11 protein-coding genes are annotated in these 13,703 nt (G+C 64.2%); 5 read left to right on the forward strand and 6 right to left on the reverse strand.

The window, feature by feature from the left end; translation table 11 throughout:
* Window positions 1–465: transposase (locus MLGJGCBP_RS46565; protein WP_160104033.1), on the forward strand; the 465-nt coding region annotated here is incomplete at its 5' end.
* A 473-nt stretch (window positions 466–938) separates the two neighbouring features.
* Here the strand turns inward: MLGJGCBP_RS46565 and MLGJGCBP_RS46570 are convergent.
* A complete protein-coding gene (locus MLGJGCBP_RS46570; protein WP_160097298.1) occupies window positions 939–1,460 on the reverse strand; it encodes a hypothetical protein in 522 nt (173 codons plus the stop codon).
* Window positions 1,461–2,365: 905 nt separating this feature from the next.
* Window positions 2,366–2,611, reverse strand: a complete 246-nt coding sequence (locus MLGJGCBP_RS46575; RefSeq protein WP_160097296.1) for a DUF3263 domain-containing protein — start codon at window positions 2,609–2,611, stop codon at window positions 2,366–2,368.
* A gap of 453 nt (window positions 2,612–3,064) precedes the next feature.
* Between MLGJGCBP_RS46575 and MLGJGCBP_RS46580 the strand changes: the two genes are divergently transcribed.
* The 3 genes from MLGJGCBP_RS46580 (at window position 3,065) to MLGJGCBP_RS46590 (ending at window position 4,906) form a co-directional block, all read left to right on the forward strand.
* A complete protein-coding gene (locus tag MLGJGCBP_RS46580; protein ID WP_236581170.1) occupies window positions 3,065–4,045 on the forward strand; it encodes an alpha/beta hydrolase in 981 nt (326 codons plus the stop codon).
* A 124-nt stretch (window positions 4,046–4,169) separates the two neighbouring features.
* The gene (locus tag MLGJGCBP_RS46585) at window positions 4,170–4,529 is read left to right on the forward strand and encodes a DMT family transporter (protein ID WP_236581169.1); all 360 of its coding nucleotides are present in this window, start codon (window positions 4,170–4,172) and stop codon (window positions 4,527–4,529) included.
* 5 nt (window positions 4,530–4,534) lie between these two features.
* Window positions 4,535–4,906 carry a DMT family transporter gene (locus MLGJGCBP_RS46590; protein ID WP_160097294.1) on the forward strand — a complete coding sequence of 124 codons (372 nt, stop codon included), beginning with the start codon at window positions 4,535–4,537 and terminating at the stop codon, window positions 4,904–4,906.
* 155 nt (window positions 4,907–5,061) lie between these two features.
* On the opposite strand, the gene MLGJGCBP_RS46595 is transcribed toward MLGJGCBP_RS46590, so the two are convergent.
* The 4 genes from MLGJGCBP_RS46595 to MLGJGCBP_RS46610 all read right to left on the reverse strand — a co-directional run bounded on the left by MLGJGCBP_RS46595 (window position 5,062) and on the right by MLGJGCBP_RS46610 (window position 12,300).
* Window positions 5,062–8,436 carry a serine/threonine-protein kinase gene (locus tag MLGJGCBP_RS46595; RefSeq protein ID WP_160097292.1) on the reverse strand — a complete coding sequence of 1,125 codons (3,375 nt, stop codon included), beginning with the start codon at window positions 8,434–8,436 and terminating at the stop codon, window positions 5,062–5,064.
* A 361-nt stretch (window positions 8,437–8,797) separates the two neighbouring features.
* Window positions 8,798–9,400 (reverse strand): TetR/AcrR family transcriptional regulator, encoded by a 603-nt coding sequence (locus MLGJGCBP_RS46600; RefSeq protein WP_160097290.1) that lies wholly within the window; start codon window positions 9,398–9,400, stop codon window positions 8,798–8,800.
* Window positions 9,401–9,623: 223 nt separating this feature from the next.
* Entirely contained in the window at window positions 9,624–10,964 is a 1,341-nt protein-coding gene (locus MLGJGCBP_RS46605) for a C40 family peptidase (protein WP_160097288.1), read from the reverse strand.
* A gap of 289 nt (window positions 10,965–11,253) precedes the next feature.
* A complete protein-coding gene (locus tag MLGJGCBP_RS46610) occupies window positions 11,254–12,300 on the reverse strand; it encodes a TIGR03617 family F420-dependent LLM class oxidoreductase (protein WP_160097310.1) in 1,047 nt (348 codons plus the stop codon).
* 179 nt (window positions 12,301–12,479) lie between these two features.
* Between MLGJGCBP_RS46610 and MLGJGCBP_RS46615 the strand changes: the two genes are divergently transcribed.
* Entirely contained in the window at window positions 12,480–13,691 is a 1,212-nt protein-coding gene (locus MLGJGCBP_RS46615) for an acetyl-CoA C-acetyltransferase (RefSeq protein WP_160097286.1), read from the forward strand.
* Window positions 13,692–13,703 lie beyond the last annotated feature (12 nt).

Here is a 13,703-nt window from a genome sequence, read left to right on the forward strand (position 1 = left end):
GAGCTGATCGACGTCCTCGACGCGCACGAGGGACGATTCTTCGACCGGATCGCCGCCGAGTTGCGTGGCCATCCTGGTAATCGGGCGATTCAGGAGCTGCCCGGGGTCGGCCCCACCCTCGGTGCCGTCTTCGTCGCGGAGATCGGTGACGTGCACCGGTTTACCGACCCCAGTCACCTGTGTTCGTGGGCAGGCCTGACGCCCAAGCACCGCGAGTCCGACACCGTCGTGCGCCGCGGGCACATCACCAAGCAGGGCTCCAAACTGGTGCGCTGGGCGGCGGTAGAGGCCATCCAGCGGCAACCGGCCGGCACGAAGATCTCGGTCGACCGCAAACGCATCGAGGCCCGCCGCGGCAGGAACATCGCCAAGGTCGCCGCGGCCCGCAAACTGCTTACCCTCGTCTACTACGGGCTGCGTGACGGACAGATCCGCGCGCTGGCCCACCACAAGGCGGCGGCGTGAGCACCCCGGACGCAACACGCGCGCGGCCGCAATCAGGTCTGACCCCCGTGTCAACGGCGTGGTCGCCGATCTGAATGACCCCGCGTATTGCCAGCGCACCGCTCCATGCCCGCACCGCCGGGCGAAGGGATGACCGACAGCCGAGGAAACCCGGCCTGTCCCAAACCACCCGCATCACATTGGAGACCGTTCACCCCCCCAACCGAATTCATCGTTTCCGGGGGGCCGTGACCAGTCTGCGCCGGGCCGGGCCACGGTCAAGACCGTTCGTCCTCACTGGCGCTGCGGGCGCTCCGTCCTGACCGAAGGGGCCCTCACCCAGCGTTCCCCGCACGGAGGCCCGAAAACGAGCAAAACAGCAGGTCGGACAGGGGTTGACAGGGCCCCGCCCTTTCAGGGATGACCTGTGGTGACGGCATGTCCCTACATTGCTGCCCACTCCGGTGCTGGACGGCTGAGGTCTGTGGCGGGTATTACCCGTCGTCGCGGGGGCGGCCCGCCGTGCCGGGGCGGCCCGCCGTGCCGGGGCGATCGCGAATCCACGTCAAGATGTCGCGGCGACGCCACAACGGTTCACGACCAATCCTCTCGGCGGCCGCGCGGGCGACGGTGCCGGAGGTGTCCGAGCGCAAGCGGCGGGAGTTGCCGATCCCGGATTCGATTCGCCAGCCGCCCAGTTCACGCCAACGCAAGGCGCGATCGGTGAACAAGCACAAGGCGCAGTCAAAGCTACCGAAGGTCAGTACACCGCCGTGCAGAATTTGATCGCCGACCCGGATCGGTCGAACGCGGTCGGCACGGCTTTGCCGGTGGCCTGGGGTGACGCGCAGTACCTGGAGGAGAAGATGCGTTCGCACGTCCAGTGGGTGGATCGGGCCATCCACCAGCGCCCGAGTCCAGGGAAGCTGCAGGGCTAAGTCAAATTCCATGGTTGGCGGCGAACCCCCGACCATGCCCTCGGCCGTTTCCGGGGTGAGTGGATGACCAGAATCCACGCCCTCGTCGACGGCGCCTGCGGACCGGTCGCGTTGTTGTTGACGCTGGCCAGCCCGTGCCCACTATCACGTCTCGTCGTCTACGCAACTTTGTGGACAGATCCGGAGACCTCCAGTGGCTGTGCGCCGAGAGTTGTGACTTGGAACATATCTCGAATGGGTGCAGAGATAACCCTCAGGGGGACGGTCCCATGCACTCGGCAGTGGTTTGCTTCTAGACGGTATGGGGGTGGCTGGGGCCTCGCTCACATGTGAGCGAGGCCCCAGCCACCCCCCATACCGTCTAGTGCTGCTAGGCGTCCTTCCGTCCACCTGATTCTCGAAATATGAGTGACCACGACTCAAGATGAAGAGTCCATGCTTGCCTTCGCCGTGAGGTGGGCGCCCTATGGGGGTGGAGACGAGCACATCCTTCCCGAGTTTGCTGCTGCCACCAGTGTTCTACCGGCGGCTCCAGCGCATACTGACGGCGAGAGTCCTCGAGGGAGTCGGGTTCGGGACAAGGCGTGGACTGCTCGAACTGTGCGCGGTCAAGCTTGCGGGTTCGAATTCCTCGGCACACAGTTCCGGGCGAGGAGAGACAACGCAGATCGCTTAGCCGGCCCACCCCCGCACCGTCCTGCGATCGATTGTCTCGTCCATGACGGACTCAGCGAGCCTATTCGGGGTTTCGGTGCAGCAATTGGTGCAGTATGCATTTCGCTTGGAGGGGCGTGCGTCAGGTACTCGCTTCACCGGACTCGTAAACGATGCGATCGGGCGGCCCACCGGATTGGTTTCGGAACAACGTCGCGCCTTGCTGCGCGACAGCATATTCTGGCCGTCGGTCACGCCGCGGAGTATCCCGCTGTCCTGAAACGACGATTCCGTGTACGGCCGGGCCCGCGTCGCGGTTGAATTCGCCTCTACGACGCAGGGGCAGGTCGCGATGTCCGTATCGACACGAAACGACGGAGGTCGTCGCGGAAGGTGGGATCGAGTTCGTCGGCTCTCGGCCCTGCCAGGATGCTGTCCAGTCTCGCGAGGTAGCAGTCTGGAGTCATGCCGAACTCGACGAGGAGGTCTCCGGTTGTGCCACCGCCGTAGGGGAGCCATCGTCGGGCGAACTCGATGATCCTCATGTCTTCGAGGGAAGAGTAGTCATCGATCACGGTATTACCTCCAACCGTCGTACCTGGACAAGCGTGGAGAGATGCGTCTTCCGGACCGAGTTGTTCCGGGACGATGCCCCGAACCGATCAGGCTGTCGTCAGAAGCAGAGTTCTGTCTGAACTTCCTACCGAGGGGCGAGACCGTCCGATCCGTCTAGTGCACCAGCGCGCTGACTTGACCGCAACTGCTGGCAGGAAGGATCCCCCTGTTGGGGAGTATTTTTCCCTCTCTGGGGGAGTCCGCTCGGGTGATGTGAGCCATATGTTGAGAGATGTCTTCGTACGGCGTTTGGGCCCATGGGCCTCAAATCCCGGCATGTTCATCCCTGGAAGTTTGGAGTTCCGATGTCAGCCGTCAGTTCGGTGGAACGGAGGCCCGGGGAGGGCATTGCGGGAGGGGGTCAGTCACCAACGGCGGGGTCCGAATCGCGTTTCGTGACGCGTTCGAGTTTCGTGCCTGGCAACAGTATTCAGTCGAAGCTCCTGACACGCACGTTGCGTGTGACCGTTAAACCGGCGCTCGGTGTGTGGGCGCGCATCCCGAGCACGAACTGGGCCGCGCGGGTGGTCGACCAGGCTGCGCGCTTACTACCCGCGTTGGACGGGGTCGGGCATCGTCGAGTGCGCTTGCCGGATTGTGACGCGGAATGGATTCAGGCGCACAACGCCGACCTCCACAGTGTGGTGCTCTACCTTCACGGTGGGGGGTTCCTGACCGGTGGTCTCAATACGCACCGGCGACTTGCCTCGCGGATTTCGCAGGCGGCGGATGCGAGCGTGCTCAGTGTCGACTACCGGCTCATGCCCACGCATGCGATAGGTGACGCCGTCGCCGACGGGATCTCTGGCTATCGCTGGTTGCTTGCACGAGGCTTTGCCTCGACGCAGATCGTCATTGCCGGCGATTCCGCTGGTGGCTATCTTGCGTTCATGGTGGCGCTCGCCCTCGCGGATCTGGAGCTGCCGCGGCCGGCCGGCTTGGTTGCACTGTCTCCGCTCACGGACTTGGACCCGACCGTGAAGTTGCGGCATCCCGCCTCAGCGCAATGCCCGATTCTTCCTGGTTCGGCTTTGGTGGCTCTGACTGCCCTCACCGTGCGGGTAGAGCACCGCACCGGTGGCGAGTCCGGACTGCCTGTGTCTCCGGTCGATGCAGACCTGCGCGGGTTACCGCCGGTTCTGCTTCAGGTCGGGTCCAAAGATCTGCTGTATCCCGATGCGCGGCTGATGTTCGAGTGCCTCACGGACGCGGGGGTCCCCGCTGCCCTCGAGGTCTGGGATGGTCAGTTCCACGTCTTCCATGTAGCCGCGGATCTTCTGCCCGAGGCGCGCCGGGCAATCGAGGGTGTCGCGAAGTTCATTCGCGCGGTGACTGCCGTGCGAAGCGGCGTTTCGGACACCGGTGGCCTCGCTTCGGACCGCGAGATCGCCTAGCGAACCAGCACATACCGGGTGCGGCTAGAGCGGTGGGATTGGGCCTCCTCGCAGATCGCTAGCGTGATCTGGCAGCGAGCATGCGAGCCGTACCGTCAGCACGAGCCGCCGCAGGGCGGACTGCGTGGAAGAAACGGCCAAACCTCACGACAGATGGGAATCGATTTCAATGGCGTGGTTGGTGCTTCTCGTAGCGATTGTCCTTGAGGTTACGGCGACGAATATGCTGCCGCTCACTCACGAGTTCACCCGATTTCGGGAATCTGTGGCGGTGTTGGCGCTCTATGGAAGCGCGTTCTTTCTGTTGGCAAATGCGGTCAAACAGATCGACATCGGCGTTGTGTACGCGTTGTGGTCGGCGCTGGGGACGGCGGCGGTTGTCGCGCTCGGTGCGCTCTTCCACGGGGAACGTATCTCACGGATCAAGATTGCCGGTTTGGCTCTGACCGTCGTTGGCATCGTTGCAATGAACTTTGGAGGTTAGGCGCCATGGGTTGGTTCTACCTCATGGGTGCGGTCGTCGTGGAAATCTTTGCCACCACCGGACTTCACGCGACCGAAGGGTTCACTCGGCCGATTCCCACGGCGGGTGTCCTTGCCGGATACCTCGTGTCGTTCTTCTTCTTGTCGAAAGCGCTCAGATCCCTTTCCCTCGGTGTCTCCTACGCATTGTGGTCGGGCATTGGCACCGCTTCTATCGCGGCGGTGGGAGTGCTGTTGTTCGGTGACGCGGTGTCGGTGACGCGAGTGGCTGGATTGATATGCATTGTGGCCGGTGTGGTCACGTTGAACATGGAGGCGGACCGTGAGTCCCGGACTGCCGTGTCCGTGGGCGTCCAGCAGCCGGTTGAGTGCGACTGACTTCGATCTCGCAACGCGTCGACCATGGCGATGCCGCGATCGGGGTTCTCTGAGCAGAGGGGAGCCCACTGTCTGGTCATCCGTGTGAGCTCCATGGTCGTCGACGGTGGACTAGTTCGCCGATGTTCCGGTCGGGGGGGACTTCGTGTGCGCTGTCAGGTCGAGGCCAGTATGTTCGCGATGCGCGTGTCCTCATCCAACAGTATTTGGGTCAGGCCGAGCTCCGCGCATTTCGCTGCGACCGGGGCCAGGACGGACCGCGCTTCCGCGGACCGCTCCGCGGCGGACAAGCACACCGCCAACAGCAATTTTGCGCGCATGAGCGCTCGGGGCCTGCCCTGACTTTCGATGCCGAGCACGAGTTCCTTCGCCCGCGCACAGGCGTGCACGGCACTGTCGGGGGAACCCTCGCGGAGCAGGAGCCGGATGGCTGAGTCTTCGTCGAGTTCGGATGTGATGGTGGCGATTCCGTCTGTTTGCGGACGGTGCCTGTTCGCTGCCATCAGCCGGGTGCGGACCTCATCGCTGACGGGCAATCCTGAACGGATCCTCTCGTTTACCATCCGGGCGGCTAGACGTGGCAGCCGCAGCGATTCGGCGATCCGGGCTCCCTCGTCGAGTCGACGTTCGGCCTCCTCGTGATGTCGGAGTGAGGTTTTGACCCGTGATCCGGTGCCGTAGGTGGCGAGCATGAATTCCACGAGGCCGCCACCCTCGGAACCGAGTTTGTAGCTTTCGTCCAGGAGCCGTTCGGCCTCTGCGATTTTTCCCATCTCGTAGAGAAGGGCCCCGAGCAACGCTCCGGCAAGGCGTGCCGCATGGGCGTGGACCCCAGATTTTCCGGTCATCGCCACTGCGGATCGGAAGTAGTTCTCGGCTGCGGGGATATCGAGTTGTTCGTACGCCGCTGCGCCGGCCAGGCAGTGTCCGTACATGACGCTGAAGGGCCCACTGGTTTGTGCATGGTATGCGGCGGCCCAGTCCTGCCACCGACGTGCTGCGTCGAAGTCGAAGGTGTAGAGGGCGACGAAGGAAGCGATGCTGCCGGCGCCCGAGGCGAGGAAGGGCCGCACCGCGTCGGGGTGGTGCACACAATCGGCGACGAGGTCCTGTACCCCCGCGATCTCGTCGGCGAAGAGTTTGCCGGAGGCTTGGACGACTGCGGCTTCGACGCGAAGGGCCTCAGTCGTGGCGGCGTCGGTCACCGTGTTCGTGAGTGCGGCCTCGAAGAGATCGAGCGCTGCCCTCATTTGTCGGGGACGCTGCATCAGTATGTTCGCCCACGCGATATTCAATTGGAGTCGGGCGCTGGTAACAGTGACGTTCGGGGGGAGTTTCGCGACAAGCCCGAGGAGGGTTGTCATCCGCGAGTCTTCGATGAGTTTCATACCGCCGTCTTCGACCAGTCGAAGGGCGTGGTCGGTGTCGCCGGCGGCGAGTGCGTTGTCGACAGCCTCGCTGAGCATGCGGTGGTCGGCAAACCACCGCGCGGCGATCCGGTGGAGTTCTTCACGACGGCCCGGATGGAGGCGTTCGAGGCGGCGATGGAGGAGGTCGGCGAACAGGTGGTGATACCGGAACCACTCCCGGTCGTCATCGATGCTTTGCAGAAACAGGTCTCGCCGTTCGATTTCTTCGAGCATCCCTTGGCCGGAGGGGACGTGCGTCAACTCGCCGGCGAGGTCACCGCAGATCTTCTCCGTGATGGCTGTGGCCAGGAGGAACTCGAGAATCGGCGGTTCGAGCGTGCTCAACACGTTCTCCACCAGGTATTCGTGAATGGCATGATGGCCTCCGGAAAGGTGCGCGATGAAGTCCATGCGATCGCTGCGCCCTCGTAGCGACAGCGACGCCAATTGCAGCGCCGCGACCCAACCGTCGGTCGACTGTCGGAGGCTGGTCACTTCGTGGTCGTTCAGGACGAGGCCGTTGACATCGACGAGGAACGCCCTGGATTCGGCGCCGTCGAAACGCATTGCCGTCGGACCGATCTCGACGAGTTCGTCGCGTACGCGCATGAGGCTCAGGGGAAGACCGGCTTGGGATCTCGTCGCGACAATGACCTGTATGTGATGGCATCCGTTCTCGAGTAGGAAATCCATGGCCGCCACCGTTTCGGGCGAGGTCACCCGGTGCCAGTCGTCGATCACGACGGCGATCGCTCGACCACCGTCGTGGATGTCGTTGATCAACGAGGGCAGCACGTATCGCGTGGCATCGTCGTAGTGGTCTTCGAGGATGCGCTCCAGTTCGGGTGCGATCGTGGGCCGCGCGGTGTGGATCGCCTTCACCAGATGGGCGAGAAACCAGGCGACGTTGTTGTCATCGCGGTCGATGGTCAGCCAGGCTACAGGCATTCCGTCGGCGATGAGAGCGTGCCGCCATTGGGAGGCCAGGGTGCTCTTGCCGAAACCCGCGGGGGCGTGGATCACGGTCAGGCGCCGTCCAGCTCCGGCGTGCAGGATCTCGAGGAGTCGTCGGCGCTCGACCAGAGGCCGTGCCGAGGTCGGGGGCCGGAACTTGGTGGCGGCGGTGGGCGGGGTGTCCGGGACCGCTGCCGGTGTTCTCGACGCGGGAGTCCCGTTCGCTCCGGGCCGGGGCGATGTGGCGGGGAACGGATCGGCGGGCATTGCCATCGCGTCCATTTGCAGCCCGTGAAGTAGTTGGACTGTTCGAAGTTCGTTTCCGAACGCGTCAGCCGATGCCGGTCGATCGGCGGGATCGCCCGCCATGGCATGTTCGATGGCGGTGCACACGTTGTCGGGAATGCCGTGCTCACGCAGGTCCGGGATCGGTTGGTTGGTGACCCGCACGAATTGTGCAACCACACCTTCTCGGGTGCGTCGCTCGAAGGCGGCGTGTCCAGTCATCAGGCAAAACAGTGTCGCGCCGAGGCCGTATACATCGGATGCGGGACTTGGAGGTTGTCCCTCGAGCACCTCGGGGGCGGTGAAGGCGGGGGTGCCGACGATGCTGCCCGCGGATGTTTCGAATTCGCCCCCGATCCGGGCGATGCCGAAGTCGGTCAGTTGAGGCTCGCCGTAGCCGGTGATCAGGATGTTGGCGGGCTTGATGTCGCGGTGGAGGATGCCCTCGCGGTGGGCGGCGGCGAGAGCACCGGCCAGTTTCACGCCGATCCCGAGCACGGTCGGCAGGGGAAAGGGTCCCTTCTGCCGAAGCAGGGTTTCGAGTGAGCCGTGCTCGTGGTACGGCATCACGAGGAACAGGGACCCATTCGCGGTGACGCCGACGTGGAGAACTTGGACGATGTGGGGATGGCTGGAGAGTTTGCCCATGGCGCGTTGCTCACGTACGAAACGAGTGCGATCGTCGGGGCCCACATCGGAGGTCAACACCTTGACTGCGACCACCCGATCGATGGAACGCTCTGTGCAGCGATACACGACCCCGAAGCCTCCGCGCCCGACCTCCTCCGCATTCTCGAGTCCGACGGTGTCCAACTCGGTAGCGATATCGCGGCTCAGATCACGTTGAGTGTTCGGTAGGCCGACTTCGTCGAACTCGTCCATCGATAGCTCGATCCTCTATGTGCATATGCCTCTTTGTTGCAGGTCAGAGTGCATTCCATGATTGGATAGCCTCCGCATTCGGGGCAGGTTCCGCTGCGGGTGTGGCTCACCCAAACCTCCAATATTGTGATTGCAATCACATACTGATTCAAGGTTATCGCAGCGCATACAGCGGTCGATGGCACGTGTTGGTCGTGAGACATGTCGACACCCGGCGGCGCGACGGTGAGCACCTCCGATGCGCATTTGACCGTCGCCGCTCGAACACGGCCGGCGGTCGCAGGCACGACTCGATGACGCCGTGGCCCGACCGAGCATGACCGGAAGGCGCGAAGGTGGCGGGTCTCGATCTGGTCAGCCGCTATCGACGACGCATGCCCTCGAATGTCAGGCGCAGGACAGCGTCGGCGAGATCCTCGGATGATCCTTCGGCTCGCGGCCGGTACCACTCGATGAGCGAGTTGAGCATGCCGAACACGAGGCGGCTGGTGAGGGCGGGATCGATACCCTCTCGAAGGTCACCTTCCTCGGCCGCCGCGACGACGAGGTCGCGCACGAAGACGTCGAATTCCCGTCGACGGGCGATGGCGCGGCGCTCCACGGAAGTGTTCCCGCGGACGCGCAGCAGGAGGGTGACATAGGGCAGTTCTGCGACGAGGATCTCGGCGGTGCGCCGGACGAGGTACTCGAGGCGGTCGATATGCCGGCCGCTGGTGGCCTGCCGTTCGGTGGTGACGGCGAAGAGCGCGGTGAGCGCTCGCGACAACGCGAGCTCCAACAGTTCGGTCTTGCCCGACACGTGGTGGTAGATCGACGACTTCGTGATTCCCAGCCGCTGGGCCAGCACCTCCATGCTGGTGCCTTCATAACCTCTGTCATTGAAGGCCTTCACGGTGACGGCGAGGAGCGAGTCGAGGTCGTAACCGGGTCGGCCGGGGCGCTGAGCGGGGTGTGCGGTCGTCATGAGCACGGCCCTTCCCGGTGTGCCCGCGCGAGGGTGCCATGCCCGTCGAGATCGTCTGCCACGTCCGTATTCGCCGATGCGGTGATCGCTCTGTCCCCGTGGCTCGACCAGGGTGGGCTCAGGGTCGTGGTCGAGCCCGGTTCGGGTGCAGATCGCGGGTGCGGTGGTGCTTCCGTTCCGGCGGGAAGGAACACCCCGAGCAGCGTTGCTGGTCGATGTGGGCTCACACCACTCGCCGCGCTTTCATTCCGTCGAACACGGGTGCGATGCGAACCACGTCGCCGGTGGTGGGCGCGTGCACCATTTTGCCGTTGCCGATGTAGATGGCCACGTGCCCGGGCCCGCCCGGACCCCAGTTGCCGAACAGCAGGTCGCCTGGTCGGGCGTCGGCGAGGGGAACCTCGGTACCGACATCCCATTGGGTTTCCGAGGTGCGAGGTAGCGATACGCCTTCTGTCGTCGCGGCGTGTACGGCGTACGAGGTGAGTCCGGAGCAGTCGAAACCGCCACCGGAGGGCCCGTTCACGTTGCCGCCGCCCCATACGTAGGGAAGCCCGAGATAATGCAGCGCGGCCTCGACAATTCTGCCGCCGACGCCTCCCCAATCGCCGGACCCTGGATCGAGGATCGACGCGAACCGCGTTTCCGCTGCCCGGATCTTGGCCACGTACGGCTTGGTCTGATTCTCGTAGTCGGGGAGCCCCGAGGGCATCCCGCCCGATCGGCGGACCGCTCCGACACCGGCGTTGTACCCCGCGAGGGTCAGGTCCAGCGCATCACCCGAGACGAGGCCGGCCTGTTTCCATGAATCGATCTCCTCGTACATGTCGCAGAGAAGATGCCCGGACGCCATAACGGAGTCGCCGACAGCGAGTATGTCGGCCTTTCCGTCGCCGTCCGCGTCTCGCCCGTATTTTGCCCAGGTGCCGGGCATGAATTGGCCGGGACCGCGGGCACCGTCTGGGGAGACGGGCGCCGAGGCGCCATATCGGAAGTTGTTTTCCGCCGAGTACAACGCGGCCAGCACAGGGGCTTTGATGCCGCCGCAGATAGTTCCGGCCTTCTGAAACCAGGGGACGAAGACTGCGATTGTCCCGAACTGTGAGGCTGGCAGGGGGGAGGTGTCCGAGAGGGACGTGAGGTGGGAGGTCTCCGAGACCGCACGCGGCGGCGTGTCGGGTTGTTGGGCGGTGTCGTCGTTTCCGGGGATTGTCCCGTCGGGTTCTGGGCCGGGTTCGGGGACCGGAATCTCGCCCGTGGTGCTACCGGTACCGTCGGGTGGGGGAGAGGCGCCGTCGGGAACTGGTGGCGCGTAGGTGTCTATCGCATCGTGGACTGCATCCGCGGTATCGGTGATGGCTTGCTGTGCTGTGCCACGTGCCTCGGGCGGAAGCATCTCGATGGCATCGTTGAACTGCTGTCCGATCGCGGGTGCGGCTTCCGTGATCTGCTGTATCTGTTGGCTTCCATAGTCTTTCAAGGCCGGCGGCGCCTCCGATCCGTGTACCGCGCCGCCGAGTGCTGTGGCGACTGCGACGATGATCGCCGAAGGATCGACCGACATCTACTTCCTCCCGTACTGTGACCCAACTGTCTGAATCTCTCTGATGTGATCCAAGTCTCGCGGACCGGGGCGGTATGTTCCTCACACCATTTGGGGATTCGGGTCCACCTTTGGAGAGATTCCCGAGTGCCATACAGGATGGGCTCAGTCCCTTTCGCCTGTGGGCGAGGTGCGCCCCCTCGAATCGGACTCCTCGGCTCCGAGGGCTGCGGCGTCCCACGATCGGTCCGGCGGCAACGTCGTCAACGCCACAGGAGTGGGCACATCGGCGGGCCACCGCCTTCGCGGATCAGGGGGCGGTGCGCCGACTGTGCACTCCCGAGACGATCGCACTCTGGGCCGCCGCGTCGAGGGCGTAGGGGGTGTACAGGGTGAATCGGCCGATGATGTCGCCGAACCTGCGCGATATCTCGGCCGCGGCCGCGTCCGGCTCGCCGACGACCGCGAACGTGCGCAGGATGGTGTCGTCGATCAGCCGTGTCATGGACTCCCAGTCGTCGAGCTTGGACAGCCGGTGGAGCTCGGCCTGTAAGTCGCCCCAACCGTGGAGGTCGAGCACCGCCCGGTACGCGGGGGTGGACCCGTAGAAGGCGATCTGTTTGCGTACAGCGGTTGCCGCTTCCTCGAACTGTCGTTCATCTGATCCGGTGACAACGAGCCCGGGATACGACAATGTGAAGTCCTCGAAGGATTTTCCGGCCTTGCCGAGTGCCGACTCGATCTGCGGGACGGTCACCTCCCGTAGGTACCGTTCGGTGGTGAAACCGTGCACCAGCATCCCGTCCGCGACCTCGGCGGCGACGGATGTCATCTGCGGGCCCACAGCGGCGATCATCACTTGGGGAGGCCCGAATTCGTTCCGCGGAGGGCGGAACATCGGCGTCATCAGGGTGTGGCTGTAGTAGTCGCCCCGGAAGTCGAGGGGCGTCTGGTTTTGCCAACTCTCCCAGATGGCATGGAGTGCATTGACGAACTCCCGCATCCGCGGCGCGGGCGCGGACCACGGCATGCTGAATCGGCGCTCGATGTGCGGCTTGATTTGCGAACCCAGCCCGAGCGTGAATCTTCCGGAGCTGAAGGATTGCATATCGTTGGCCACCGTGGCGAGAGTCATCGGACTGCGCGCGAATGCCACTGCGATCGCGGTGCCCACGTGGAGTCGGGGCGCGTTCTCTGCGGCGAGGAGGAGTGGCAGGAACGGGTCGCGACTGACCTCCGTCGACCACACCCCGTCGAAGCCGACCCGCTCGGCCAGTCCCACCTGCTCGTGTATCTCGTGAAGGTTCGCTCCTCCCGTCCCGTCGATGGATCCGCCGATGTTGCCGTCGATCAGCATTCGAACTCCCTGCATCCAACATCCAGTCAGTGTTGACTGGATGTTGATTCGACGATACCGTGAGCGAACGGTCGGCGACAGTGGTTCGACCGCAGGTTCTTCACTTCGTCCTCTGTGGCTCTGCGCATCTCGAAAATTGCCTCCCCAGGGGATTCGTTCACGATTCGAGGAGAGTTGCCTTGTCTGAAGAGGCATTTGTATACGAGGCCATTCGCACGCCTCGCGGTAAGGGCAAGAACGGGAGTCTGCACTCGGTCAAACCGGTCGACCTCGTGGTGGGCCTGATCGATGAGCTGCGCGCACGGTTTCCGGACCTGGACCCAGGGTATGTCGACGACATCGTGCTCGGCGTGGTCTCCCCGGTCGGCGAGCAGGGTGGGGATATCGCCCGGGCCGCGGCGCTGGTGGCGGGCCTGCCTCTGACCGTGGCCGGACTGCAGATCAACCGGTTCTGCGCGTCGGGGCTCGAGGCGACGAATATCGCTGCACAGAAGGTCCGGTCGGGGTTCGAGAATCTCGTGATCGCCGGTGGTGTCGAGTCCATGTCGCGGGTGCCGCTGGGCAGTGACGGCGGTGCCCTCTTCAACGATCCGACGACCGCATACGATCTCCACTTCGCGCCGCAGGGAATCGGCGCAGACCTGATCGCGACGATCGAAGGCTTCAGCCGCGAAGATGTCGATGCCTACGCGGTGCGTTCGCAGGACCGCGCCGAGGCCGCCTGGGCCGGTGGATACTTCGCCAAGTCGGTGGTTCCGGTCAAGGACTTCAACGGTGTCCCCCTGCTCGACCACGACGAACACCGACGTCCGGGTACCACCGTCGAATCGCTGGCCTCACTGAAGCCCTCCTTCGCCGCGCTCGGTGAAAAGGGTGGATTCGATGCTGTTGCGCTGCAGAAGTATACGTCGGTGGAACGGATCGAACACGTCCACCACGGTGGTAACAGCTCCGGCATCGTGGACGGCGCCGCCCTGGTGCTGATCGGCAACGAGAAGGCCGGCAAGCAGTTCGGTCTCACCCCCCGAGCCCGGATCGTCGCGACGGCCGTGACCGGAGCCGACCCCACGATCATGCTCACCGCCCCCACCCCGGCGGCGCTCAAGGCACTCGACGTCGCAGGACTCACCGTCGATGACATCGACCTGTTCGAACTGAATGAGGCGTTTGCTTCGGTAGTCCTGAAATTCCAGAAGGATCTGGCCATTCCGGAGGAGAAACTCAACGTCAACGGTGGTGCGATCGCCATGGGACACCCGTTGGGAGCGACCGGCGCGATGCTCGTCGGAACGGTGGTCGACGAGTTGGAGCGTCGCGGCGACCGGCGCGCATTGATCAACCTGTGCGTCGGTGGCGGCATGGGTATCGCGGCCATCATCGAGCGAGTCTGAAAGGCAACGGCA

It is taken from the genome of Rhodococcus sp. T7 (assembly GCF_009872365.1).
GTDB lineage: Bacteria > Actinomycetota > Actinomycetes > Mycobacteriales > Mycobacteriaceae > Rhodococcus_F.

Excerpts from the sequence above, each read along its gene's own strand:
- MLGJGCBP_RS46590 (WP_160097294.1), top strand. The coding sequence starts at position 4,535 with ATGGGTTGGTTCTACCTCATGGGTGCGGTCGTCGTGGAAATCTTTGCC.
- MLGJGCBP_RS46595 (WP_160097292.1), bottom strand. The coding sequence starts at position 8,436 with ATGGACGAGTTCGACGAAGTCGGCCTACCGAACACTCAACGTGATCTG.
- MLGJGCBP_RS46600 (WP_160097290.1), bottom strand. The coding sequence starts at position 9,400 with ATGACGACCGCACACCCCGCTCAGCGCCCCGGCCGACCCGGTTACGAC.
- MLGJGCBP_RS46605 (WP_160097288.1), bottom strand. The coding sequence starts at position 10,964 with ATGTCGGTCGATCCTTCGGCGATCATCGTCGCAGTCGCCACAGCACTC.
- MLGJGCBP_RS46610 (WP_160097310.1), bottom strand. The coding sequence starts at position 12,300 with ATGCTGATCGACGGCAACATCGGCGGATCCATCGACGGGACGGGAGGA.